This is a genomic window from Pseudomonas nitroreducens (genome assembly GCF_010994165.1).
GTDB lineage: Bacteria > Pseudomonadota > Gammaproteobacteria > Pseudomonadales > Pseudomonadaceae > Pseudomonas > Pseudomonas nitroreducens.
In genome coordinates this window covers 531052-555728 of record NZ_WMBX01000004.1, presented here as the reverse complement: position 1 = coordinate 555728, position 24677 = coordinate 531052, and the positions used below count along the sequence as shown (strand labels likewise).

Below are 24677 nucleotides of genomic sequence, written 5' to 3'. Positions count from 1 at the left end.
AGCTCAGGAGGTAGTCATGACGGCGCATGCCGCCATGCCTTGTGCATGCCAATCACCTTGTTCCTTTCGTGTTTCGGGGAACAGTCGTCGCCTTGAGGTTACCGCTGCTCACGCTGCCCATCTTCGCAATCCGCCTGTGGTGGCCTGGTCGCGCCAGGCGTCTGAGAAACCCGATTTGACGGTGGGTGGTGGCGAAGTGGTGGCGTTGCTGTGGCCTGCCTCCGATGAACATGCCGCGATGTCGTTCCAGTCGACAGTTGCCTCGGTGGCGCTGGAGCGTCCCGCTGGAGTTCGCTTCGCGGTGCAAGTTTTATTGTCAGGAAGTTTGCCTGGGTATCTGGAATAGGATAGGTCGGGGATTACGCTGTTGAAAATGGATGTTGTCCTTGTCGTATATATTCCGGTGCGTCTCGTAATATAGGGGCGACGGCCAAGCAGCATGTAGGGCTTATAATAATATGAGTGCTCAGGATGCGGATGAAATTGCTGTAAGGAAGTTGCCGGCTCCAGGGAAAAGGCCAACTTCTGAAACTATCACTGCCATGGAAATCATGCCTGCCAGACTGAAGGTTCTGCACTTCTTCAAGGTATATCTGCCCGAGTCGGTCGGCGGTGTGGAGCAGGTCATCTATCAGCTGTGCGAAAGTAGCGGGCGGTTTGGTGTCGAGGGCGAGGTGCTGGCCTTGTCCTCAAGTACCGTCGAGCAGCCGCAGCGCGTGGGTGGGCACCTTGTACACCAGGTGCGTCGCAATTTCAGTCTCGCCTCCACGGGAGTGTCCTGGCAGGCCATCGGCAAGCTGCGCGAGCTCGCTGAGCAGGCCGATGTGATCCACTATCACTTTCCTTGGCCGTTCATGGATGTGGCGCATTATCTGGCAGGTATTCGCAAGCCGAATGTCGTTACCTACCATTCGGATATCATTCGGCAAAAGCACCTGTTGCGCGTATATCGTCCGCTCATGCGCCGATTCCTGGGGCAGACGAATCGGATAATTGTCACCTCGCCGAATTACTTCGCTACAAGCTCGATACTTGGCGATTTCAAGGATAAGGTTTCGGTGATCCCGATCGGGCTGGACCGGGCTTCGTATCCGGGTGCAAACAAGGAAACGTTGAGCCGCTGGACCGAACGACTGGGCGACGAACGCTTCTTCCTCTTCATAGGGGTTATGCGGTATTACAAAGGTCTGCATATTCTTCTGAAAGCATTGCAGGGTACATCGCTGAAAGTCGTGATCGTTGGTGCCGGACCGTTGGAGCGGGAGTTGCGCCGACAGGCGGAAGCCTTGTGTGTCGATCAGAACCTGGTGTTCCTCGGCCGCGTGGAAGAAGACGACAAGATCGCGCTGCTCGAACTCTGCTACGGCGTCGTTTTTCCCTCCCATCTTCGCTCCGAAGCCTTCGGCATTTCCCTGCTCGAGGGCGCCATGTTCGGCAAGCCGCTGATCTCCAGCGAAATTGGCACCGGCACCAGCTACATCAATATCCATGGCGAAACCGGTCTGGTCGTTCCCCCCAACGATCCCGAGGCCTTTCGTTCCGCCATGCAGCGACTCTGGGATGATCCGGCGCTCGCAGCGCAAATGGGCTCGATGGCTGTCGAGCGTTTCCAGCAACTGTTCACCGCCGAAAGCATGGCCCGCCGCCATTCCGAACTGTACCGGGAAGTCCTGGCGGAGCACCTGTGGGGGGAGAACAGCCAACTTGCCGTCGAGAATGCGGAGCGCCTCATCTAGGGCGGCGGCCGGAGCTGCCATTCTCCTCCCATTCGAGGGGCCTGATCCCCGATCTTCAGTAGTGGTCCATCCAAGAACATCGTTCAGTAGCGCATCCTGATCCGGGCGGGCGTCGTGCCCCGTGCCCCACAGGGGTGCAGAAATGACGGCCCCAGGGGCCGGCAAGGAGTTGAACATGCTGATTCCCGTCATACTTTCGGGCGGAGCCGGAACCCGTCTCTGGCCGGTCTCCCGTGAAGGGCAACCCAAGCCCTTCATGACCCTTCCCGATGGACAGTCTCTGCTGCGCAAGACCTACAGCCGGGCGGCCAGCCTGCTGGGCAATGGTGGAGAGATTGTCACGGTCACCAACCGCGACTACTACTTCCAGAGCAAGGACCATTACCAGGCCGCGCGATTGGTGCAGCGCGGGCATTTCATCCTGGAACCTTCCGGTCGCAATACGGCGCCGGCAATCGCCCTGGCGGCACTTGCCCTGCGTGCCCGCCACGGCGATGAGGCGGTGATGGTGGTGATGCCGGCAGACCATCTGATCCGTGACCTGGAAGCTTTCGAACGAGCAGTCGGGCACGCGGCATCCCTGGCGGAAACGGGTCACCTGGTGACTTTCGGTGTAGTCCCCACGACGCCCGAAACCGGGTTTGGCTACATCGAGGTCGGCGACGAACTGGATGACCGTGGTGGCGCGCTGGTCCGGCGGTTCGTGGAGAAACCCGACCTGGATACCGCTACGCACTTCCTGCAGAGCGGGAACTTCCTGTGGAATTCCGGCATGTTCTGTTTCTCGGTGGGAACGCTGCTCGGCGAACTGGAGCAGCACGCTCCGGAGCTTCTGGCGGGGGCGATTGCCTGTTTCGAGGCGAGTCCGGTCAGCGAAGCTGGTGCCATGCTCCAGCAGGAACTGAACGGCGAGTACTTCGGCGGGTTGCCTGACATTTCCCTCGACTATGCCCTTATGGAGCACTCCAAGCGGGTTGCTGTCATCCCGGCACACTTCGACTGGAGCGATATAGGCTCCTGGAGCGCGCTGAGTTCACTGGTTGCGCCGGACAGTCAGAATAACCGGGCAGCGGGCCACGCCATTTTCGTCGACACCCAGGGGACCTACGTACAAAGCGAGGGGCGCCTGGTAGCGACTGTCGGTGTCTCCGACCTGATAGTCATCGATACCGCCGATGCCATCCTGGTTGCTCACGCCGACCGCGCGCAGGACGTGCGCAAAGTGGTGAAGCAATTGAAGGACAGCGAGCACGAGGCGTACAGATTGCACCGCACCGTCGCCCGGCCATGGGGTACCTATACGGTCCTGGAAGAAGGTGCACGCTTCAAAATCAAGCGGATCGTGGTCAAGCCGGGAGCGTCGCTGTCACTGCAGATGCACCACCATCGCAGTGAACACTGGGTAGTTGTGTGCGGGATGGCCAAGGTCACCAATGGCGAGTCAGTGCGTCTGGTGAACAGTAACGAGTCGACCTACATCCCCGCTGGCCATCGGCACCGTCTGGAGAATCCGGGGGTGATCGATCTGGTGATGATCGAGGTACAAAGCGGCGAGTACCTGGGGGAGGACGATATCGTGCGTTTCGAGGATATCTACGGGCGTACCCAGTAAGTTTTCTCCCAAAAAAGCAAAAGGCCGCTAAGAGCGGCCTTTTTGCTTTCTTTCCGGTACAGTTTTTCTGTGCTGGAAACTGCCTTCGACTGTTGTGTCGAGAGGACTGCTTAGCGCCAGAACGGCTTGTTCAGTTCGGCGTAACGCTGGGCTTCGCTGATGCCGGCGTCGGCCAGCAGGCGGGAGTCCAGGCGGGCCAGCTGACGGCGGCTTTCCATGCGGCGTTGCCACAGGCGAACAGTGCCGACGAGGCCACGGTGGGCGCTGGAGGTGCTACGGGGGGTGCTCAGAGCTGCGGAACCGAGGGTACGTTCCATGGTGGTCATCCTTCTCGCTTGTGGCGAGTAGTCAGTTGCTGAATGGATTGAGCATATGATCTGACTTTTCAGTCAGAGATGACAGGTACAGTTGTGCTGTATTGCGGTTGGTCAGCCGATTGTAATTTTGAACTGTAATGGTCTTTTTCGGGGCGAACTGTACCGTTACGCTCCATTCTGGTGCGCAATCGGTGGGCGTCTGTGGCTTTTTGCGTGTGCCGGCCAGGTTGGCGGCGGGGGAAACTGAACAGTTGGAGCGGGATAAAAATCTGTTCAGTAGTGTTTTTACGTGGTTTTTTTCCGGCTGTAAACCCTGGCGGGCCATTCATTTCTGAATGACCCGCGGAAGGCTCCGGATCAGCTCGCCGCCAGCATGTGACCGCGTTCTTCCAGATTGATATGCCACTCCAGGGCCTCGCGCAGGATGTGCGGGGTATGCCCGCCGCGCTCGCAGGCGGCATCGAAGTAACTGTTGAGGGCGTCGCGGTAGGACGGGTGCACGCAGTTGTCGATGATCACCCGGGCGCGCTCGCGCGGCGCCAGGCCGCGCAGGTCGGCGAGACCCACTTCGGTGACCAGGATGTCCACATCGTGCTCGGTGTGGTCGACGTGGCTGACCATCGGCACCACGCTGGAGATGTTGCCGCCCTTGGCGATGGACTTGGTGACGAAGATGGCCAGGTGCGCGTTGCGGGCGAAGTCGCCCGAGCCGCCGATGCCGTTCATCATTTTGGTGCCGCCCACGTGGGTGGAGTTGACGTTGCCGTAGATGTCGAACTCCAGCGCGGTGTTGATGCCGATGATGCCGAGGCGACGCACCACTTCGGGATGGTTGGAGATTTCCTGCGGGCGCAGGACCAGCTTGTCCTTGTAGCGCTCCAGGTTGCCGAACACGTCGGCGTTGCGGCGGCTCGATAGGGTGATGGAGCTGCCCGAGGCGAAGCGCAGCTTGCCAGCGTCGATCAGGTCGAAGGTCGAGTCCTGCAGCACTTCGGAGTACATGCTCAGGTTCTCGAAGGGCGACTCGATCAGCCCGCACATCACCGCGTTGGCGATACTGCCGATGCCGGCCTGCAGTGGGCCGAGGCTGTTGCTCATACGCCCGGCGTCCACTTCACGCTTGAAGAAGTCGATCAGGTGGTTGGCGATGCCCTGGGTCTCGTCGTCCGGCGGCAGCACGGTGGACGGCGAGTCCGGCTGGTCGTTGACGACGATGGCGACGATCTTCTCCGCCGGGATCTGGATGGCGGTGCTGCCGATGCGGTCGTCGACCTTGGTCAGTGGGATCGGCGTACGGGTTGGGCGGTAGGTTGGAATGTAGATGTCGTGCAGGCCTTCCAGGTTGGTGTTGTGCGCGACGTTGATCTCGACGATCACCTGCTTGGCGAAGATCGCGAAGCTGGCCGAGTTGCCCACCGAGGTGGTCGGCACGATATGGCCTTCCTCGGTGATGGCGACGGCTTCGATGACGGCGATGTCCGGCAGCTTGAGCTGGTGATTGCGCAGTTGCTCGACGGTTTCCGACAGGTGCTGGTCGATGAACATCACCTCGCCGGCGTTGATTGCCTTGCGCAGGGTGCTGTCGACCTGGAAGGGCATGCGGCGGGCCAGTACACCGGCTTCGGTGAGCTGCTTGTCGAGGTCGTTGCCCAGGCTGGCGCCGGTCATCAGGCTGATGCGCAGCGGCTCCTGCTTGGCGCGCTCGGCGAGGGCCTTGGGTACGGCCTTGGCTTCGCCGGCGCGGGTGAAACCGCTCATGCCGACGGTCATGCCGTCCTTGATAAGGGCCGCGGCCTGGTCGGCAGTCATCACCTTGTCCAACAGGGAGGACATACGCACGCGATCACGGAACATGGGAAAACCTCGGGCAGTAGGAAGTGCGAGGCCGCCAGTCTAGGGACTCGGCGATTTTTGGCTCTTATACCAAGGTCGAAAAATCGCCCGGCCGGTTGCCTTCTTACTACCAAAGTTCAGGAGTTTTCCCTTTGCCGGAAAGCAAGACACCGGCGCGAGGCCGGTGTCTTGTGGATCAGCGGTCGTCTTATTCGACGGCCTTGACCATGTCTTCGATGACTTTCTTGGCGTCGCCGAAGACCATCATGGTCTTGTCCAGGTAGAACAGTTCGTTGTCCAGGCCGGCGTAGCCGCTGGCCATCGAGCGCTTGTTGACGATCACGGTCTTGGCTTTGTAGGCCTCGAGGATCGGCATGCCGGCGATCGGCGACTTCGGATCGTTCTTCGCCGCCGGGTTCACCACGTCGTTGGCGCCCAGGACCAGCACCACGTCGGTCTGGCCGAACTCGGAGTTGATGTCTTCCATCTCGAACACTTGCTCGTAAGGCACTTCGGCCTCGGCCAGCAGGACGTTCATGTGGCCCGGCATACGGCCAGCAACCGGGTGGATGGCGAACTTCACGTTGACGCCGCGGTGGGTCAGCTTCTCGGCCAGTTCCATCAGTGCATGCTGGGCGCGGGCCACTGCCAGGCCGTAGCCGGGAACGATGATCACGCTGTCGGCGTTGGTCAGCAGGAACGAGGCGTCGTCGGCCGAACCGGACTTCACCGGGCGGGCTTCTTTCGCACCGGCCGGGCCGCCAGCGTCCGCTTCGGCGCCAAAGCCGCCGAGGATGACGTTGAAGAACGAGCGGTTCATCGCCTTGCACATGATGTAGGAAAGGATCGCGCCCGAGGAGCCCACCAGGGAGCCGGCGATGATCAGCATCGAGTTGTTCAGCGAGAAGCCGATACCTGCCGCGGCCCAGCCGGAGTAGGAGTTCAGCATCGACACCACGACCGGCATGTCCGCGCCGCCGATCGGGATGATGATCAGCACGCCGAGGACGAAGGCCAGGGCCAGCATCACCACGAAGGCGGTCAGGTTGCCGGTGAACATGAACAGCAGGCCCAGGCCCAGAGTGGTCAGGCCCAGCACCAGGTTGAGCAGGTGTTGGCCGCTGAACTGCACCGGGGCGCCCTGGAACAGGCGGAACTTGTACTTGCCCGACAGCTTGCCGAAGGCGATCACCGATCCGGAGAAAGTGATGGCGCCGATGGCCGCGCCAAGGAACAGCTCCAGGCGGTTACCGGTGGGGATGGTATCGCCCAGGTTCTGCACGATGCCCAGCGACTGCGGCTCAACCACGGCGGCGATGGCGATGAACACGGCGGCCAGGCCGATCATGCTGTGCATGAAGGCGACCAGTTCCGGCATCTTGGTCATTTCAACGCGCTTGGCCATGATCGAACCGGCGGTGCCGCCGACCAGCAGGCCGACGATCACGTAGACGATGCCGATGGTGGCGATTTCGCTGCTGATCTTGAACACCAGGGCGACGGTGGTCAGCGCGGCGATGGCCATGCCGATCATGCCGAACAGGTTGCCGCGGCGCGAGGTGGTCGGGTGCGACAGGCCTTTGAGGGCCTGGATGAAGCAGACCGAGGCGATGAGGTAGAGGAGGGTGACGAGGTTCATGCTCATGTCAGTGCTTCTCCGCCTTCGGCGCTTTCTTCTTGAACATTTCCAGCATGCGGCGGGTGACCAGGAAGCCACCGAACACATTCACGGCAGCCAGGGCCACGGCCAGGGTGCCCATGGCCTTGCCCAGCGGGGTGACGGTCAGGGCGGCGGCCAGCATGGCGCCGACGATCACGATTGCGGAAATGGCGTTGGTCACTGCCATCAGCGGGGTGTGCAGCGCGGGGGTGACGTTCCAGACCACGTGGTAGCCGACGTAGATCGCCAGCACGAAGATGATCAGGTTGTAGATGCCGTGGGAGATCAGCATGTCTTCCATAGTTTCTCACCGGTCTTGAGGCCGGGCTCGCGCCCGGCGTTCATATATAAGAAGGGCGTTGTGCGTCAGCCGTTCTTGCGCACGATCTGGCCGTCGCGGCACATCAGGCAGGCGGCGACGATGTCGTCTTCCAGGTTCACCGTGAAGCCTTCGGCGGTCAGGGTGAGCTTGAGGAAGTCGAGCAGGTTGCGTGCGTAGAGTGCGGAGGCATCCGCCGGTACCAGCGCGGCCAGGTTGCTCAGGCCAACGATGGTCACGCCGTTCTTGACCACCACCTGGTCGGCTTCGGTCAGCGGGCAGTTGCCGCCTTGCGAGGCCGCGAGGTCGATGACTACCGAGCCAGGCTTCATTTCCGCGACGGTCGCTTCGTGCAGCAGGGTCGGTGCCTTGCGGCCCGGAATCAGTGCGGTGGTGATGACGATGTCCGACTGCTTGGCGCGTTCGTGCACGGCCTTGGCCTGGCGTTCCATCCACGAGGCGGGCATCGGGCGGGCGTAACCGCCGACGCCTTCGGCGCACTCGCGCTCTTCATCGGTCTCGTAGGGGACGTCGACGAACTTGGCACCCAGCGACTCGATCTGCTCCTTCACCGCCGGACGAACGTCCGAGGCCTCGATCACCGCACCCAGGCGCTTGGCCGTGGCGATGGCCTGCAGACCGGCGACACCGGCGCCGAGGATCAGCACGCGGGCAGCCTTAACGGTGCCGGCGGCGGTCATCAGCATGGGCATGAAGCGCGGATAGTGGTGGGCGGCGAGCAACACGGCCTTGTAGCCGGCGATGTTGGCCTGGGAGGAGAGCACGTCCAGGCTCTGCGCGCGGGAAGTGCGCGGCGCGGCTTCCAGGGCGAAGGCGGTGATACCGCGCTCGGCCATGCGGGCGATGTTCTCGTTGTTGAACGGATTGAGCATGCCGAGCAGCACGGCGCCGGATTTCATCTGCGCCAGCTCGCTTTCGCTGGGCGCGACAACCTTCAGCACCAGTTCCGCGCCGAGCGCATCGGCGGCAGTGCCGATCTTCGCGCCGACAGCTTCGTAGGCGGCATCCGGCTGGCTGGCGCTGACGCCCGCACCGCTCTGGATGACCACCTGATGGCCTTGCCCGATCAGTTTCTTGACCGTCTCCGGCGTTGCTGCGACCCGCGTCTCACCGGCTTGGGTCTCGAGGGGTACACCGATCTGCACTCGCAAATCTCCTGCGTGATCCTGGGATTGTCCGGGCTACTACGTTGGCGACCCGGGTTATCGAACTGGCAACGGTCTAGTTCTTATTGTGGGACCGGGCTGTGACCCGGTGGCCGCGGCATTGTGCAATCTAACCTGGAGGGCATCAATAAGTTCTGGAGTGGTACGAAGCGATAACTACAAGTCACGTTTGGACCCGTGGTTTTCCGGTCGCCACCGAGGCCGCGTGGACCCTGGTGTTTAGCCTAATTGCCTATTGTGACCGGACGGAAATGTCATCCTCGCCGTGAATGACCACCCATCAGAGACTCCCCATGCCCACCGAAAGGCCCGGTAATCCTGCAACAGGCTCAGGCATAGGTGTTAATTAATGTTTCTAATATGGAGTATGAGTCATTCCTGATGCCTGACTTTGTGTAGCAGATTTTTTACATTGACTACGAGGTCAGGAAAATCACCCGAAAGCATCAAGACCGCGTATTACACCGCGCCAGAGCCATGAGATGAGGTTTAGCAGAAAGTTCGCGTTTGCCTGGTATCGAGACGAATGACGCAGAAAAAACAACGGCCACCTGTATCGGGTGGCCGTTGGGGGTGAGACACGGTGTCGCGGGACTCAGTTGGCGGGGCTGATCACGCTGGGGAGCTGGGCGACCAGCTTGTCGTTGTGCAGCGGGGCGCGGATGAAGCCATGTTGAGTGCCGTCCGGGCCGATCAGCACCAGGTTGCCGCTGTGGTCGACGGTGTAGTTGGGCTTGCTGGTGTCGGCCGGGATGTAGGGAATGCTCATGGCATTCGCCAGTTTCTGCACATTCTCTTCCGAGCCGGTGATGCCCTTGAAGCCGGCATTGAAGAAGCCGAGGTATTCCTTGATGCGCGGCGCGGTATCGCGGTGCGGGTCTACGCTGACGAACACCACCTGCAGGTTCTTCGCCACTTCCGGCGGCAGCTTGGTCTGCAGCTCGCGCAGTTGCGCCAGGGTAGTCGGGCAGACGTCCGGGCAGAAGGTGTAGCCGAAGAACAGCAGGGACCACTTGTCCTTTAGGCTGGCGGTCTGGAACGGCTGGCTGTCCTGGTCGGTGAAGGTCAGGTCGGGGACGCTGCGGGTCTGCGGCAGGATCACGATGCCGGCGTCGAGCAGCACGGTCGGGTCGAGCTGGTGGCGCTGGTTGAGCACCTTCTGGACAGTGAGGCCGAGGATTACGGCGACGATGGCGACGAGGATGAAGACGGTCTTGTTGACTCGGGTCATGGGGTACTCGTGGGTCGGGACGTCTGGGCGAGCGCTGGACTTGCGGGCCCGCCCCTTCGGAGCGAACCCGCGAACCGGCCTCAGTAGTTCAGGTGCAGCGGCAGGTAGTGGTCCACCAGCAGCGCGATGAACAGTAGGAACAGGTAGGCGATAGAGTACTTGAAGGTCTTGATCGCCGCATGGGGTCGGCTGCCGCAGTAGAGCGCCCAGGCCCAGTCGAGGAAGCGCGCGCCCAGGGCCAGCGCGGCGAACAGGTAGACCAGCCCGGCCATGTGGATGGCGAAGGGCATCAGCGTCACGGCGAACAGCACCAGGGTGTAGAGCAGGATGTGCAGCTTGGTGTAGTGCTCGCCATGGGTCACCGGCAGCATCGGGATGTCGGCCTTGGCGTATTCGTCCTTGCGGTGCAGGCACAGGGCCCAGAAGTGCGGCGGTGTCCAGGCGAAGATGATCAGTACCAGCAGCAGCGGTTCGGCGGAGACCTGCCCGGTCACCGCGACCCAGCCCAGCAGCGGCGGAGCGGCGCCGGCGAGGCCGCCGATGACGATGTTCTGCGGCGTGGCGCGCTTGAGGAAGCCGGTGTAAAGCGCCGCGTAGCCCAGCAGCGAAGCCAGCGTCAGCCAGGCCGTCAGCTGGTTGGTGAACACCAGCAGGACTGCCATCCCGGCCACCGACAGCAGCATGGCGAAGCCCAGCGCGATGGGTGGCGAGACGCGTCCTTCGGCCAGCGGGCGCTTGTGGGTACGCGCCATGATCGAGTCGATGCGCCTGTCCACCACGTGGTTCACCGCCGCCGCGCCGCCGGCGCACAGGCCGATGCCGAGGTTGCCGAAGACCAGCACCTGCCAGGGCACGCCGGCCTTGGTGGCGAGCAGCATGCCGATCAGCGAGGTGATCAGCATGAGCAGGACCACCTTGGGTTTGGTCAGTTCGAGCAGGTCGCGCCAGCTGGCTTGGCTGGAAGTGCTGATGACGCTGGCCATGGGCATTTCTCCGTCTTCTGACTTCTGGAATGGGGCTGACGCGCCTCGGCGCCGGCCGTCGTGCTCAAGCTTGTTTCATCCTTGCGAGGGATAGGCCACCGGGCGCTCCAGGGCGTCCAGGGCGATCGGGCCGCCGGCGGGCAGCTCGACGCGTTTCGTTGCGGGCGCGCGCACCCGGTAGTTCACCAGCACCAGCATCAGCAGCAGGAAGGCGCCGCCGCCGTTGTGCGCCACTGCGACGGGCAGCGGCAGGTGCAGCAGGACGTTGCTGATGCCCAGGCCGATCTGGAACGACAGCCCCAGCAGCATCAGTGCGGTAATGCCGATCAGGCCGTGGCGCTGGAGGTTCCAGGCCAGCAGCAGGATCACCGCGGTCACGCACAGCGCGCCCATGCGGTGGGTCATGTGGATGGCCGTGCGGGCATCGCTGTCGAGCTGGCCGCCGAGGTAGTTGGGGCCGATGTGCTGGGTGAGGTGGAAGCCGTTGGCGAAGTCCATGTTCGGCCACCACTCGCCGTGGCACATCGGCAGGTCGATGCAGGCCACCGCGGCGTAGTTGCTGCTGACCCAGCCACCGAGGGCGATCTGCCCGATCACCATCAGCAGGGCGAGGGCCGCCAGTGCACGCAACTTCGACGGCAGTTGCAGCGGAGCGAAGGCGCCGGACAGGCGCAGGCTGAGCAGGAACAGCAGCGACAGCGTGGTGAAGCCGCCGAGCAGATGCGCGGTGACCACCTGCGGCCAGAGTTTGAGGGTGACCGTCCACATGCCGAACGCCGCCTGGGCGATCACCACGGCGAGCAGTATCAGCGGCAGGCGCATCGGTTGGCCGTCACGGCCGCGACGCACCAGCGCGTGGACCGCCAGCCCGAGGATCAGCAGGCCGAGGCTACCGGCGAAGTAGCGGTGGATCATCTCGTTCCAGCCCTTCTGCGCCTCCACCGGCGAGTCGGGGAAGTGCATTTCGGCATGAGCGAGTTGCGCATCGTTCAGCGGCACGTGGACGAAGCCATAGCAGCCTGGCCAGTCCGGGCAGCCGAGACCAGCGTGGGTCAGGCGGGTGTAGGCACCCAGCAGGATGACCACGAAGGCCAGCGCCGTGGCCAGCACGGCGAGGTAGAAGGCGGGTTTGCGTCTTGCCTGGATCATGCGTCGCTCCCGATCTTGTTGTTGTCCTAGGGCTGGCGATGCCTCAACCGACTTAACCGATGTTGGACAGCTTCAGCAGCAACTGCAGGTCCTTGAGGATCGACTTGCCGTTGGCTTTGGCGTCGTAGCGCAGTACCAGGTTGCCGTGGGGGTCGACGATCCACAGCTGCGGATGGGCGCCGGTGTGCTGGTTGGGCGTCAGACCCAGGCGTTGCAGGCGCGGGTAGTCCTTGTCGAGCAGGCCGGTGAACTCGGCCGGCAGCGGCTTGGCAAAGGCCAGCGCGTGTTCGGCGCGGCTGGCTTCGCGGCCCAGGCCGATATTGATCTGGCGCGCCAGGTAGACCAGTTGTTGGCAGTCGCTGGCGCAGGTTTCCGGTGCGGTGACCAGCAGTTGCCACTGGTCGCTGGCCTTGTCGTCCTGCACGCCGAGATCGGCCGGGGTCTGCCCGGTGGCGATCAGGTCGCCGTGGTAGCTGCGGCCTTCCGGCACCCAGAACTGCAGCTTGTACATGGCGGTGGCGAGCAGCATTGGCCCCAGCACCATGCCGAGGATCAGCAGCAGTTGCACGCGCCCGCGGCGGCGGGCGGAGGAGTCAGGCAGAGTCATGGCGGTCATGGTCGAAGGTCTCCCGTGCGCGACGGATGCCGAGGTAGAGGTAAAGGGCGGAGAGTGCGATAGCCAGGGCGAACCACTGCACGGCGTAGCCGACGTGGCGCTCCGGGGGCATGGCGACGATCGGCCAGTCGGTGTCGAAGGCGGCGTCGCCCGGCTCCAGGCGGATTTCCAGCGGGCTGCCTTCGCGGCCGAGCTGGTCCCACAGGAACGGGGCGTCGACCTGGGTGATCAGGCGTGGCCAGCCGGCGGCCGGAGCGCTCGGTCCGGCGGCTGACGGAACATAGGTCCAGGCGTCCAGCAGCAGGTCGTGGCTGGGCGTATCGATCTTTGGCGGCACACGGCGGTCGGGCCAGGGCACCCAGCCGCGGTTGACCAGCAGCCACTGGTGGCCGACGCGGTCGAAGAAGGGTTGCAGCACCTCGACGCCGGCCTGGCCGTTGCGGGTGCGGTTGTCGAGCAGGGCGGTGTGCTCGGCGTCGAGCTGGCCCTGCAGGCGCACGCGAACATAGCTGCGCGGCGGTTGGCGTTCGAGCTCGGCGATGCTGATCGGGTCCTGCTGGCGCTGCACTTCGGCAGCGGCGAGAAGGGTGCGTTTTTCGGCGGCGCGGGAGAGTTGCCAGAAACCCAGGCCGATCAGCACCGGCGACAGCGCGAGGACCACCAGGGTCGGCGCGATGCCGGGCCGGAAGGCGCGTGTGGTACGGCCCTGACGGTGCTCGGTAGCGTGCTGGCTATACTGCAAGACATCCCCCTCAACCCCAGTCCCCTGCGGACAGGAGGCCGGTAGTGCTCAAAGCTGCGATCGTTCTGTTGTTGCTGGCGACCGTCGTCAGCCTGTTCAGTGGCCTGTTCTTCCTGGTCAAGGACGAGGGCCACGGTTCGCGGGTGGTCAATGCGCTGACCGTGCGTGTCACCCTCACTGCCCTGACCGTCGCGCTCATTGCCTGGGGTTTCTTCAGCGGCCAACTCGGCAGCTCCGCCCCCTGGCATTTCTGATCCCGTTTTGCTCTTCGTGGGAGCGAGCTTGCTCGCGAACCGCACACCCCTGAAGCATCAGGGAAAAGCGTTCGCGAGCAAGCTCGCTCCTACAGGTCCCTCTTGCTTCACAGCACGTAAACGAAGATGAACAGCCCGATCCACACCACGTCGACGAAGTGCCAGTACCAGCTGGCCGCCTCGAAGCCGAAGTGTTTGTCGGCGTCGAAGTGCCCACGGATGATGCGAATCAGCATGATGCTCAGCATGATTGCGCCGATGGTCACGTGGGCGCCGTGGAAGCCGGTGAGCATGAAGAAGGTCGCGCCATAGATGCCCGAGCCCAGGGTCAGGCCCAGCTCGCTATAGGCCTCGTGGTACTCGTAGGCCTGCAACACGATGAAGCACGCACCCAACGCCACCGTAGCGGCCAGCCACATCTTCAGCGGGCCGCGGTGGTTCTTCTTCAGCGCGTGGTGAGCGAAGGTCACGGTGAAGCTGGAGGTGACCAGCAGCAGGGTGTTGATCAGCGGCAGCTTCCACGGATCGATCACTTCCTTGGGCGGCGGGAAGAGCTTGTTGTCCGGGTTGCTGAGCTGCGGCCAGCCGGTTTCGAACTGCGGCCAGAGCATGTGCGAGATGCCGTGGTGACCTTCGCCACCCAGCCACGGGTTGACGAAGTGGCGCACGTAGAACAGCGCGCCGAAGAAGGCGGCGAAGAACATCACCTCGGAGAAGATGAACCAGCTCATGCCCCAGCGGAACGAGCGATCCATCTGCGGGCTGTAGAGACCGTCGCGGCTTTCCTTGATGACGTTGCCGAACCAGCCGAACAGCATGTACGCCAGGATCAGCCCACCGGCGAAGAAGATCCACGGGCCGTGGGAGTGTTCCTTGCCGGCGCTCATGTCGTTCATCCAGGTGCCGACGCCAAACATCGTCACCAGCATGCCGATGGTGGCGATGATCGGCCACTTGCTCTGCGCGGGGACGTAATAGGGATCGTGGGTTGCCATCTTTTTTGTTCTCCTTTGCCCTTCAGCGCTCGTTACTGGCCACGGGTGGCTTGCGGGCAGTGATGTCGAACAGCGTGTAAGCAAGCGTCAGGTGACGCACATCCTTGGGCAGGTCGCGGTCGACGATGAAACGCACCGGCATTTCGATGCGCTCGCCCGGCTGCAGGACCTGCTGGGTGAAGCAGAAGCATTCGGTCTTGTGGAAGTAGGTGGCCGCCACCGACGGCGCGATGCTCGGGATCGCCTGGGCGGTCATCGGCTTGTCGGTGGGGTTGTAGGCGACGAACAGCATCTGGTTCACCGCGCCTGGATGCACCACCAGTTGCTCGGCCTCGGGGTGGAATTCCCAGACCATGTCGATGTTGTTGTTGGCGACGAACTGGATCTTCACCTCACGCGACTGGTCGACCACCTGGCCATCGCCCTGGTAGGCGGTGCCGGAGGTCTTGCCGTTGATGCCCAGCGCCTTGCACATCACGTCGTACAGCGGCACTAGGGCAAAGCCGAAGGCGAACATGGCGACCACGGCAATGACCAGCCGGGTCACCAGCTTGCGCGTTTCGATGTTGCCGTCGCTCATGAGTCGATTCCTCTCTTGTAGGAGCGTGGGGGGCGCCTAGCCCTTGCTCGCGAACCGGGAGAAAGCGTTCGCGAGCAAGCTCGCTCCTACAGGAACATCGTTATTTCACTTCCGGAGGCGTGGTGAAGGTGTGGTACGGCGCGGGCGACGGAATCGTCCACTCCAGGCCTTCCGCGCCATCCCAGGGTTTGGCCGGCGCTGCCGGGCCGCCGCGGATGCACTTGATGACGATGAACAGGAACAGCAGCTGCGTGGTGCCGAACATGAAGGCGCCGATGGACGAGACCATGTTGAAGTCGGCGAACTGCAGGTTGTAGTCCGGAATCCGTCGCGGCATGCCGGCCAGGCCGACGAAGTGCATCGGGAAGAACGCCAGGTTCATGCCGATGAAGCTCATCCAGAAGTGCAGCTTGCCCAGGGTTTCGTCGTACATGTGGCCGGTCCACTTCGGCAGCCAGTAGTAGGCCGAGGCGAAGATGCCGAAGATCGCGCCGGGCACCAGCACGTAGTGGAAGTGCGCCACCACGAAGTAGGTGTCCTGGTACTGGAAGTCCGCCGGGGCGATGGCCAGCATCAGCCCGGAGAAGCCGCCGATGGTGAACAGGATGACGAAGGCCACGGCGAACAGCATCGGCGTCTCGAAGGTCAGCGAGCCCTGCCACATGGTCGACGCCCAGTTGAACACCTTCACCCCGGTGGGCACGGCGATCAGCATGGTCGCGTACATGAAGAACAGCTCGCCCACCAGCGGGATGCCCACCACGAACATGTGGTGCGCCCAGACGACGAAGGACAGGAAGGCGATCGACGCAGTGGCGTAGACCATCGAGGTGTAGCCGAACAGCGGCTTGCGGCTGAAGGCCGGGATGATCGAGCTGACGGCGCCGAACGCCGGCAGGATCATGATGTACACCTCGGGGTGGCCGAAGAACCAGAACACGTGCTGGAACAGCACAGGGTCGCCACCGCCGGCCGCGCTGAAGAAGCTGGTGCCGAAGTGGATGTCCATCAGCATCATGGTCACGCAACCCGCCAGCACCGGCATCACCGCGATCAGCAGGAACGCGGTGATCAGCCAGGTCCAGACGAACAGCGGCATCTTCATCAGCGTCATGCCCGGGGCGCGCAGGTTGAGGATGGTGGCGATCACGTTGATCGCGCCCATGATCGAACTCATGCCCATCAGGTGGATGGCGAAGATGAAGAAGGTCACGCTGTGCGGCGCGAAGGTCGTGGAGAGCGGCGCGTAGAAGGTCCAGCCGAAGTTCGGGCCGCCGCCGGGCATGAACAGGGTGCTCACCAGCAGACCGAAGGCCGCTGGCAGCAGCCAGAAGCTGAAGTTGTTCATGCGCGGCAGGGCCATGTCCGGCGCGCCGATCATCAGCGGCACCATCCAGTTGGCCAGGCCGACGAAGGCCGGCATCACTGCGCCGAAGACCATCACCAGGCCGTGCATGGTGGTCATCTGGTTGAAGAACGCCGGCTCGACGATCTGCAGGCCCGGCTGGAACAGTTCGGCGCGGATCACCATGGCGAAGGAGCCGCCCAGCAGGAAGGCGCAGAAGCTGAACCACAGGTACAGCGTGCCGATGTCCTTGTGGTTGGTGGTCAGTACCCAGCGCATCAGGCCCTTGGCGGGGCCGTGGTGGTGGTCGCCGGCGTGAGAATGGTCGGGGTGATCGATCACTGTACTCATCGCGGCCTCCTTATTGTTGTTTCTGCTTGTAGGCGACCACGTCCTGCGGGGTCACCATGTCGCCGTCGTTGTTGCCCCAGGCGTTGCGCTCGAAGGTGATCACCGCCGCAAGATCCACTTCCGAGAGCTGCTTGCCGAAGGCCGCCATCGCGGTGCCGGGTACGCCGTTGAACACGGTTTCCAGATGGTGCTCCTTCGGCCCGGTGACAATCTTCGAACCCTTGAGCGCCGGGAACATCGGCGGCATGCCCTGGCCTTCAGGCTGGTGACAGGCGGCGCAGATGGTGTGGTAGACCTTGTCGCCACGGGCGACCAGCTCTTCCTTCGTCCATTCCTTGCTGGTCAGCTCCTTGAGCTTGACCGCTTCTTCCTTGCGCTCTGCCAGCCACTTGTCGAAGTCCGGCTTGGATTTCACGTCCACCACGATGGGCATGAAGCCATGGTCCTTGCCGCACAGCTCGGCGCACTGGCCGCGGTAGACGCCGGGCTGGTCGACCTTGGTCCAGGCCTCGTTGACGAAGCCGGGAATGGCGTCGCGCTTGACCGCGAAGGCCGGCACCCACCAGGAGTGGATCACGTCGCTGGAGGTGACCAGGAAACGCACCTTGACCCCGGCCGGCAGCACCAGCGGGTTGTCCACCTCGAGCAGGTAATGCTCGTCCTTGTCGGCCTTGTTGTGGATCTGGTCCTGGGGCGTGGCGAGGTTGGAGAAGAACTCCACGTCCTGGCCCAGGTACTTGTACTGCCACTTCCACTGGTAGCCGGTGACCTGCACGTCCAGCTCGGGCTCCGAGGTGTCGTACATGTGGATCAGCGTCTTGGTGGCCGGAACGGCCATCACCACCAGGATCAGGAAGGGAATGACGGTCCAGAGGATTTCCACCGTGGTGCTCTCGTGGAAATGCGCGGGCTGCTGCCCGGTGGACCGACGGTGGACGATCATCGACCAGAACATCGCGCCAAAGACGACAATGCCAATGACCACGCAGATCCAGAAGATCGTCATGTGCAGATCGAAAACGTTACGGCTGACTTCTGTCGCACCGGGGGCCATGTTGACCGTCCAGGCGGCGTTTGCCTGACTGAAAGCCAAGAGCAAAAGGAAGCCCATCCAGACTCGTGGATGTCGCAGCATTCGGGTTCCCCTTATCGTTGTTTTTATCCCGCCGGCATAGCGCCCTGGCTGCGATCCCCATTCCAGAGGGATCGAGCCTGAACAAGCCAACGGCCAAGGGAGTGACCGCCAAGACAACTTACTTTGACGTCTTACCTCGGCAGCACGCAGGGCAGGCCGGGTCCATCAGGTTTTCGGTGTGTCGAAGCGGAGTATAGCCACGGGTTGCGACATAACAACGCAGAGTAAAAAACCGTTTTCAAAGACCGAAGTGTGATCTCAAAGCCACGGACGGCGCGGGTTTGGAGTACCATGCTGGCCGTCTGATATGCCGTGCCGGCATAACCAGTTCATGAATATGACAATCGCGTCTTAGCTACGGCCGGGGTGCGGCTAAGGTCTTTCTTCACTTTCCAAACCCGTTGTCTTGGAGCTGTCATGAACACCGCTGCACTGCGTGAGCTGATCCGAAATGCCCACCTGCTCGAATCCCGCCATGGCCATCTCGCCCGCCTGATCCAGAGCCAACTGCAAAGCCTGCACAAGAGCATCGCCCTGACGGGAGAGGATCCCAGCGGGACGCTGACGCGCTTTGTCCACGCCTATATCGAACAGGTGCCGGACTTCCTCGACGCCGCCAACTCGGTGGCCCGCGCAGCCGGCATCGAGGACCGCATCAAGCCGGTGCTCAAGCTCGCCGAACAGTTCTTCCTCACGCCGCCCGCGTTGCTCGACGGCCACGACGGTCTAGACGCGCTGCTGGACGAGGCCTACCTCGCCCACCGCCTGGTGGAAGAGGTGAACGACCGCTACATCGCCCACTTCAACCAGCCGCTGATCCCGCTGGATACCACCGTGGCCAACCTGGTGGCGCACCAGCTGATCGGCGAACCCTTCGCCAACCAGCTGGATGAAGCGGTGCACCACGCGGTCAACGGCATGCTCGACGACAGCACCTTCAGCGCCGAGTCCGCCGTCAGCTACCGCGCCAGCCTCAATGACCCGCAGGTGGTCATGGCCTGGCAGCAGTGGCCATGCCTGTCGCGGCAATTCGGCGTCGAGCTCGAGCTGGGCCGCGACTGAGGCTCAGCCTGCGCTCTGCAGCGCGCGCACCCGGCCCTCCACGCGGCGACGCAGGCCGTTGCCTTCTATGGACAGTCGGCAGTCGCTGGCCGCGGCGCTGCGGCCCCAGTCTTCGAGCAACTCCATGCACGCGTGGTCGATGTAGCTCAGGTGCTGCAACGGTACGCGCAGGTGCGTTCCCGGCTTCACCGACTGCAGCGCCTGGGACAGTGCCGGCACCTTGAGGAAGGTCGCTGCGCCCACCAGCCGCAGTTCGGCGCCATTACCTTCATCGTCGTAGCGCAGGTTGATCTTCAGCCGCGCGGCCTTGAACACCAGCTTCAGTACCGTCAGCGCGAAGCCCAGCAGCACGCCGGTCAACAGGTCGGTGGCGACGATGGCCAGCGCGGTTGCTGCGTACACCAGCACAGGCATGCGCCCATAGCGACCCAGCGAACGCAGGGCCTTGATGTCCACCAGCTTGATTCCGGTGTAGACCAGCACACCCGCCAGGCTGGCGATGGGGATCTGCCGCAGCAACCCGCCCAGCAACACGACGAACGCCAGTAGCCACAACCCATGGAAGATCGCCGAGGCGCGGCTGCGCGCCCCAGCCTGGACGTTGGCCGAACTGCGCACAATCACCCCGGTCATCGGCAGTGCGCCGACCAGCCCGCAGAGCATGTTGCCCACGCCCTGGGCGCTCAGCTCGCGGTCCAGGTCCGAGCGCGGACCAGTGTGCATGCGGTCCACGGCGGCGGCCGAGAGCAGCGTCTCGGCGCTGGCGATGAAGGCCACCACCACGGCGGCCAACAAGAGCGTCGGGTCGAGCAGCGCAGCAAGGTCGGTCGGGCGGACCCAGTCGATGGCGTCGCCGAGATTCTCCGGCACGCTCACCCGCAGCACATCGAGTTGCAGGCTGATGCTCGCCAGTGTCGCCAGGCTCACGCCGATCAGCGCGCCGGGAAGCATGCGCAGCCGGCTCGGCTTGAAGCGATCCCACAGCGCCATGCAAGCCATGGTGCCCAGCCCGAGCAGCGCCGCATCGAAGCCGCTTGTCTCGGACAGCAGCGCGAAAGGGAAGGCCAGCAGGTTGTCCAGCCCGGACGCTTGCGGCTTGAGGTCGAGCATCACGTGGACCTGCGACAGCACGATAAGAATGCCAATGCCCGCGAGCATGCCGTAGACCACGGCCGGCGAGGTCACGCGGAACCAGCAGCCCAGGCGCAGTCGCCCGGCCAGCAATTGCAGTGCGCCGGCCAGCAGCAGGATCGGCCCGAGCATGGCCAAGCCGTGGGTGCGCACCAGTTCGAAAACCAGCACGGCGAGTCCCGCCGCCGGGCCGCTCACTTGCAGCGGTGAGCCGGCGAGAAAGCCGACCACCAAGCCGCCGATGATGCCGGTCACCAGGCCCTTGGCCGGCGGCATGCCGGAGGCGATGGCGATGCCCATGCATAGCGGCAGGGCGACGAGAAACACCACCACCGATGCGAGCAGGTCGCGTGGCAGCGCTTGGCGCAGCTGGGAAAGTCCGGATGGAACAGAGTGGGAGGCCGACATGGCGCTGTTCTCCTTCAAGCATTTTTCGGGCGCGCGAAAACCCACGACGCCGGTCTCGACCGCATCGACACGCGCAATTCAGGGGGATGGCGAGCGCGGTGGCTGCGTACGCCTCAGGCGGGGACTAAGTCAGAAGAGGGACGCGGCGCTTGTTCTGCTGGGCCGCCGCGCCCCGGGAGCTTGCCAATATCAGCCGCTTATTGGGGGGAGTAGCGCGGGCGTGGGGTTGCACTCGGTGTCGGGCCTTCGCCATCGAGGGCGCGGAAGCGGCCTTCCTGGGCGTCGTAGGCCTTGATGGCGCTGGTCTCGATGTCATACACCCAACCATGGATGAACAGCTGGCCGGAGGCCAGGCGCGCCGCCACGGAGGGGTGAGTCTTCAGGTGATCCAGTTGGGCGACCACGTTCTCCTCGGTCAGCACGCCCAGGTGCTCCTGCGTGGCACAACCGCAGGTCTGCGCGACCACGGTGCGAGCCACTTCGGCGTGGCGCAGCCAGGCTTTTACGGTCGGCATGCCTTCCAGTGTCTGGGGAGCCAGCACCGCCTTCATCGCGCCGCAGTCGGAGTGGCCGCAGACGATGATGTGCTGCACGCCCAGTGCCATCACCGCGAACTCGATGGCGGTGGAAACGCCGCCGTTCATCTGGCCGTACGGCGGGACCACGTTGCCGACGTTGCGGGTGACGAACAGGTCGCCCGGCGAACTCTGGGTGATCAGCTCCGGAACGATGCGCGAGTCGGCGCAGGTAATGAACATGGCGCGCGGGTTCTGCGCATGGGCCAGCTTCTTGAACAGCTCTTCCTGCTGCGGGAAGACCTCATGACGGAACTGGCGGAAACCCTCGACGATATGGCGCAGCGCCTCGTCAGCAGATTCGTGGGCGTGATCCTCACCGTGCGTTTTGTCGTTCATGTATCAGCCTCGAAGAATGACGAAGAATTTTCCCACGTCAGCCGACGCTCTCCCCAGGGAGAAAAGACACAGGCGTGGGAAAAAAACTGGCGTGACCGGTTAGTCACTTTGTGCTCAAACCCTAGACAACGAAGATTAAACCAAAATTAAAAAACCGCTCTGGAATGAGCTTTTCATGATGTTTCGACGAAATTTAAAGATGATATCGGCAAGCTATCATGGCATTGCGATGTTGCCGTGATGTCGTTGCGCTTGTCGAATTTTCCGCTAGAGCGTCAGAACAAGCTCATCTGGCTGCGCGGTGGGGCGAACGCCGTGCAGTCCAGGTTGAAGCTGCCGCGCCGGCCCAATCCCAGGCGGCGCATGGCAACCTCGAAGCGCTTGGCCAACAGGTCGGCGAACGGGCCTTCGCCGCGAAAACGGTGGCCGAAGCGGCTGTCATAGATTTCCCCGCCGCGCAGTTGGCGGATCAGGCTCATCACGTGGTTGGCGCGCTGCGGGTAGTGCGCCGCCAGCCATTCCTCGAACAACGGGCCGACCTCGCGCGGCAGGCGCAGCATCATGTAGCTGGCGCTCTGGGCGCCGGCCTCGTGGGCCGCTTCGAGCAAGGCTTCCAGCTCGCGGTCGTTGATCATCGGGATCATCGGCGAACACAGTACGCCCACCGGAATGCCTTGCTCGCGCAGCACGCGGATCGCCCGCAGGCGGGCGGAGGGTGCAGCGGCGCGGGGCTCGAGGATGCGCTTGAGCTCATCGTCCAGCGTGGTGAGGCTGATCATCACGGCGACCAGATTCTGTCTCGCCAGCTCCGCCAGCAGGTCGAGGTCGCGCAGGATCAGCGAGCCCTTGGTGACGATGGTCACCGGGTGGCGGAGGCGCAGCAGTACTTCGAGGATCTGCCGGGTCAGGCGCTGCTGGCGCTCGATGGGCTGGTAGGGGTCGGTGTTGGCGCCCAGGTTGATCGGCGCACAGACGTAGCCTTTGCGGCTCAGTTCCTCTTCCAGAACCTCGGCAGCGTTGGTCTTGGCGATGAGTTTCGTCTCGAAATCCAGCCCTGGCGACAGGTCCCAGTAGGCGTGACTTGGCCGCGCGTAGCAGTAGATGCAGCCGTGTTCGCAGCCTCGATAGGGATTGATCGAGCGGTCGAAGGGCAGGTCCGGCGACTGGTTGCGCGAGATCACCGACTTCGCCCGTTCAGTACGGATTTCCGTCACCTGGGGCTTGGGGACTTCGTCGTACCAATCGTTATCCACAGGCACCGAGGTGGTCGGCGCGAAGCGGTTGTGCGGATTGCTGGCGGTGCCCCGGCCGCGGGGTGGGAGGGAAGTGGACATGTGGGAAAGCTCTGAAGAATTACTGTATATGAATACAGTAATCCACGGAGTTTTCCACAGCCAGTGATAACTGCCGGGCGGTGGCTAAAGTACCTGGGTGAATAACCAGTACAACCCCGCCGCCAGGCCGATGGCGGCGGGCAGCGTCAGCACCCAGGCCAGCAGCATGTTGCGGATGGTCGGCCATTGCAGGCCGCTGCCGTTGGCCGCCATGGTCCCCGCCACTCCCGAGGAGAGCACTTGCGTGGTCGACACCGGCAGGCCGAAGCCATCCGCCGCGCCGATGGTGAGCATGGCCACCAGTTGTGCCGAGGCGCCCTGTGCATAAGTCAGCGGGGTCTTGCCGATGCCTTCGCCCACCGTGGTGACGATGCGCCTCCAGCCAACCAGCGTACCCAGCCCCAGCGCCAGGGCGACCGCGACCTTCACCCACACGGGAATGAAGCGGATGGTGCGGTCGGCCTCATGGCGCAGCGCCTGCAGGCTGCTCCAGGTTTCCAGATCGAAGCGCTGGCCGCTGCGGTCCAGCAGGCGGATGGTTTCCAGGCTCAGGTAGAGGTCGTTGCGCAGGTCCTGCACCGCTTCGGCGGGCACCTTGTCCAACTGTCCGTGGCGCTGCAGCCGTGTGCCGATGTCACCGATCACGCTGCCCAGCGATGGCAGCAGTTCGGGACGCACCACTTCGTCTTCCTGATAGCTCAAGAGGGCCTGGCGCGGGTCCGCCGCAGGCGTGCCGCCGCTGCGGTGCAATTGCTCCAGGCTGGTCTGGATGAGGACGAGCAACTGGCGGGATTGCTCCGGGGAATGGGCGCGATCCACCGCGAATGCCAGGGGAACGGTGGCAATCAGGATCAGCATGATCAGGCCGATGCCCTTCTGCCCGTCGTTGGAGCCGTGGGCGAAAGACACACCGGTACAGGTGAGGATGAGGATTGCGCGAATCCATCGGGGTGGCGGCGTGCGGCCTTCTGGTGCATGGAACAGCGCGCGGTTGCGGATGGTGGAACTCATCACGCGCAGCAGCACGAACGCGGCGAAGAAGCCCACCACCGGCGACAGAAAGAGTGCGTAACCCACTGTCGTCAGCTGCGACCAGGCGTTGCCCGATATGCCGATGTGCCCGGCCATGGCGCCGTGGGCCAGGCCGATGCCGACGATGGAACCGATCAGCGTGTGCGACGAGGACACCGGCAACCCCAGCCACCAGGTGCCGAGGTTCCACAGGATCGAGGCGATCAGCAGGGCGAAGATCATCGCCAACCCGGCGCTGCTATCGACCTTCAGCAGCAGGTCCAGCGGCAGCAGCGAGACGATGGCGAAGGCCACCGCACCGCTGGAAAAGAGCACCCCGAGAAAATTCCACAATCCCGACCAGGCCACCGCGAAGCGTGGCGGCAGGGCGTTGGTGTAGATGACCGTGGCCACCGCGTTGGCCGTGTCGTGGAAGCCGTTGATGAACTCGAAGCCAAGGGCGATCAGCAGGGCCACCACCAGCACCACCACGGGCCAGCCAGCCTCCAGGTGGGTGCCGCTGGCGCGGATGTCATGGCCCAGCGCGGCGAAGGTGAAAACCAGCGCGCCGGCCAGCAGCAGGAAGAAGGTCAGGCGGCCCTTGAAACCGTGGGTTTCGCGCAGAACGGGGCTGATCGGGAACTGCGTCAGACGCGAGGCGCGCATCACTTCCAGCATGCCAAAGCGGTCAAGCACGAGAGGGCTTCCTTCGGGTCGGTTGCGGCATCGGTAGGACTCCTTGCGGCGATGCTCTACAGACTAGCCGGCCGTG

The 24677-nt window shown here is 63.4% G+C and carries 24 protein-coding genes; 5 read left to right on the top strand and 19 right to left on the bottom strand.

From position 1 onward, the window contains the following. The first annotated feature begins 16 nt into the window (after nucleotides 1–16). The 3 genes from GJV37_RS20175 (at nucleotide 17) to GJV37_RS20165 (ending at nucleotide 3348) form a co-directional block, all read left to right on the top strand. Nucleotides 17–346, top strand: a complete 330-nt coding sequence (locus GJV37_RS20175; protein ID WP_141678451.1) for a hypothetical protein — start codon at nucleotides 17–19, stop codon at nucleotides 344–346. Nucleotides 347–563: 217 nt separating this feature from the next. Further along, the gene (locus GJV37_RS20170) at nucleotides 564–1736 is read left to right on the top strand and encodes a glycosyltransferase family 4 protein (protein ID WP_024763710.1); all 1173 of its coding nucleotides are present in this window, start codon (nucleotides 564–566) and stop codon (nucleotides 1734–1736) included. A gap of 175 nt (nucleotides 1737–1911) precedes the next feature. Then, on the top strand, nucleotides 1912–3348 hold the full coding sequence (locus GJV37_RS20165) for a mannose-1-phosphate guanylyltransferase/mannose-6-phosphate isomerase (RefSeq protein WP_193452878.1): 1437 nt from the start codon (nucleotides 1912–1914) through the stop codon (nucleotides 3346–3348). A 110-nt stretch (nucleotides 3349–3458) separates the two neighbouring features. Here GJV37_RS20165 and GJV37_RS20160 read toward each other — a convergent pair whose 3' ends face one another. The 11 genes from GJV37_RS20160 to GJV37_RS20110 all read right to left on the bottom strand — a co-directional run bounded on the left by GJV37_RS20160 (nucleotide 3459) and on the right by GJV37_RS20110 (nucleotide 13385). Then, nucleotides 3459–3665 (bottom strand): DUF1127 domain-containing protein, encoded by a 207-nt coding sequence (locus GJV37_RS20160; protein WP_024763712.1) that lies wholly within the window; start codon nucleotides 3663–3665, stop codon nucleotides 3459–3461. Between the two features lie 31 nt (nucleotides 3666–3696). Next, nucleotides 3697–3990 carry a hypothetical protein gene (locus tag GJV37_RS20155; protein ID WP_169889492.1) on the bottom strand — a complete coding sequence of 98 codons (294 nt, stop codon included), beginning with the start codon at nucleotides 3988–3990 and terminating at the stop codon, nucleotides 3697–3699. A 32-nt stretch (nucleotides 3991–4022) separates the two neighbouring features. Then, nucleotides 4023–5519, bottom strand: coding sequence for a succinyl-CoA:acetate CoA-transferase ScpC (locus GJV37_RS20150; protein ID WP_170858118.1), 1497 nt, complete (start codon nucleotides 5517–5519; stop codon nucleotides 4023–4025). A gap of 187 nt (nucleotides 5520–5706) precedes the next feature. After that, on the bottom strand, nucleotides 5707–7143 hold the full coding sequence (locus tag GJV37_RS20145) for an NAD(P)(+) transhydrogenase (Re/Si-specific) subunit beta (protein WP_170858117.1): 1437 nt from the start codon (nucleotides 7141–7143) through the stop codon (nucleotides 5707–5709). Between the two features lies 1 nt (nucleotide 7144). Beyond that, nucleotides 7145–7459 (bottom strand): NAD(P) transhydrogenase subunit alpha part 2, encoded by a 315-nt coding sequence (locus GJV37_RS20140; protein WP_015474896.1) that lies wholly within the window; start codon nucleotides 7457–7459, stop codon nucleotides 7145–7147. Between the two features lie 65 nt (nucleotides 7460–7524). Further along, nucleotides 7525–8643, bottom strand: coding sequence for a Re/Si-specific NAD(P)(+) transhydrogenase subunit alpha (locus GJV37_RS20135; RefSeq protein ID WP_024763715.1), 1119 nt, complete (start codon nucleotides 8641–8643; stop codon nucleotides 7525–7527). 616 nt (nucleotides 8644–9259) lie between these two features. Beyond that, nucleotides 9260–9895, bottom strand: coding sequence for an SCO family protein (locus tag GJV37_RS20130; protein WP_037011712.1), 636 nt, complete (start codon nucleotides 9893–9895; stop codon nucleotides 9260–9262). Nucleotides 9896–9975: 80 nt separating this feature from the next. Then, nucleotides 9976–10878, bottom strand: coding sequence for a heme o synthase (gene cyoE / locus GJV37_RS20125; protein ID WP_170858116.1), 903 nt, complete (start codon nucleotides 10876–10878; stop codon nucleotides 9976–9978). 75 nt (nucleotides 10879–10953) lie between these two features. Continuing rightward, nucleotides 10954–12027, bottom strand: a complete 1074-nt coding sequence (locus GJV37_RS20120) for a COX15/CtaA family protein (RefSeq protein ID WP_065327718.1) — start codon at nucleotides 12025–12027, stop codon at nucleotides 10954–10956. A 52-nt stretch (nucleotides 12028–12079) separates the two neighbouring features. Further along, a complete protein-coding gene (locus GJV37_RS20115; RefSeq protein ID WP_170858115.1) occupies nucleotides 12080–12643 on the bottom strand; it encodes a hypothetical protein in 564 nt (187 codons plus the stop codon). Further along, nucleotides 12621–13385 (bottom strand): SURF1 family protein, encoded by a 765-nt coding sequence (locus tag GJV37_RS20110; protein WP_170858114.1) that lies wholly within the window; start codon nucleotides 13383–13385, stop codon nucleotides 12621–12623. Before GJV37_RS20110 ends, GJV37_RS20115 begins: the two co-directional genes overlap by 23 nt. A gap of 44 nt (nucleotides 13386–13429) precedes the next feature. Here GJV37_RS20110 and GJV37_RS20105 point away from each other — a divergent pair, with 44 nt between their 5' ends. Next, nucleotides 13430–13639, top strand: coding sequence for a twin transmembrane helix small protein (locus GJV37_RS20105; protein WP_015474903.1), 210 nt, complete (start codon nucleotides 13430–13432; stop codon nucleotides 13637–13639). 107 nt (nucleotides 13640–13746) lie between these two features. Here GJV37_RS20105 and GJV37_RS20100 read toward each other — a convergent pair whose 3' ends face one another. The 4 genes from GJV37_RS20100 to coxB form a co-directional block, all read right to left on the bottom strand. Next, nucleotides 13747–14634, bottom strand: coding sequence for a cytochrome c oxidase subunit 3 (locus GJV37_RS20100; RefSeq protein WP_170858113.1), 888 nt, complete (start codon nucleotides 14632–14634; stop codon nucleotides 13747–13749). A gap of 22 nt (nucleotides 14635–14656) precedes the next feature. Continuing rightward, complete coding sequence (locus GJV37_RS20095) at nucleotides 14657–15214, bottom strand: cytochrome c oxidase assembly protein (protein ID WP_170858112.1); 558 nt, start codon at nucleotides 15212–15214, stop codon at nucleotides 14657–14659. 100 nt (nucleotides 15215–15314) lie between these two features. Continuing rightward, complete coding sequence (gene ctaD / locus GJV37_RS20090; RefSeq protein ID WP_024763722.1) at nucleotides 15315–16910, bottom strand: cytochrome c oxidase subunit I; 1596 nt, start codon at nucleotides 16908–16910, stop codon at nucleotides 15315–15317. A 10-nt stretch (nucleotides 16911–16920) separates the two neighbouring features. Beyond that, complete coding sequence (coxB, locus tag GJV37_RS20085; RefSeq protein ID WP_170858111.1) at nucleotides 16921–18045, bottom strand: cytochrome c oxidase subunit II; 1125 nt, start codon at nucleotides 18043–18045, stop codon at nucleotides 16921–16923. 417 nt (nucleotides 18046–18462) lie between these two features. Here coxB and GJV37_RS20080 point away from each other — a divergent pair, with 417 nt between their 5' ends. Continuing rightward, on the top strand, nucleotides 18463–19107 hold the full coding sequence (locus GJV37_RS20080; RefSeq protein ID WP_081518888.1) for a hypothetical protein: 645 nt from the start codon (nucleotides 18463–18465) through the stop codon (nucleotides 19105–19107). A 3-nt stretch (nucleotides 19108–19110) separates the two neighbouring features. Here GJV37_RS20080 and GJV37_RS20075 read toward each other — a convergent pair whose 3' ends face one another. The 4 genes from GJV37_RS20075 to GJV37_RS20060 all read right to left on the bottom strand — a co-directional run bounded on the left by GJV37_RS20075 (nucleotide 19111) and on the right by GJV37_RS20060 (nucleotide 24583). Next, nucleotides 19111–20646 (bottom strand): SulP family inorganic anion transporter, encoded by a 1536-nt coding sequence (locus GJV37_RS20075; protein WP_170858110.1) that lies wholly within the window; start codon nucleotides 20644–20646, stop codon nucleotides 19111–19113. Between the two features lie 197 nt (nucleotides 20647–20843). After that, on the bottom strand, nucleotides 20844–21560 hold the full coding sequence (locus GJV37_RS20070; RefSeq protein WP_170858109.1) for a carbonic anhydrase: 717 nt from the start codon (nucleotides 21558–21560) through the stop codon (nucleotides 20844–20846). Between the two features lie 275 nt (nucleotides 21561–21835). Continuing rightward, nucleotides 21836–22894: a PA0069 family radical SAM protein gene (locus GJV37_RS20065; RefSeq protein ID WP_170858108.1), complete on the bottom strand. Its 1059-nt coding sequence runs from the start codon at nucleotides 22892–22894 to the stop codon at nucleotides 21836–21838. 84 nt (nucleotides 22895–22978) lie between these two features. Beyond that, nucleotides 22979–24583, bottom strand: coding sequence for an inorganic phosphate transporter (locus GJV37_RS20060; RefSeq protein ID WP_170858245.1), 1605 nt, complete (start codon nucleotides 24581–24583; stop codon nucleotides 22979–22981). Nucleotides 24584–24677 lie beyond the last annotated feature (94 nt).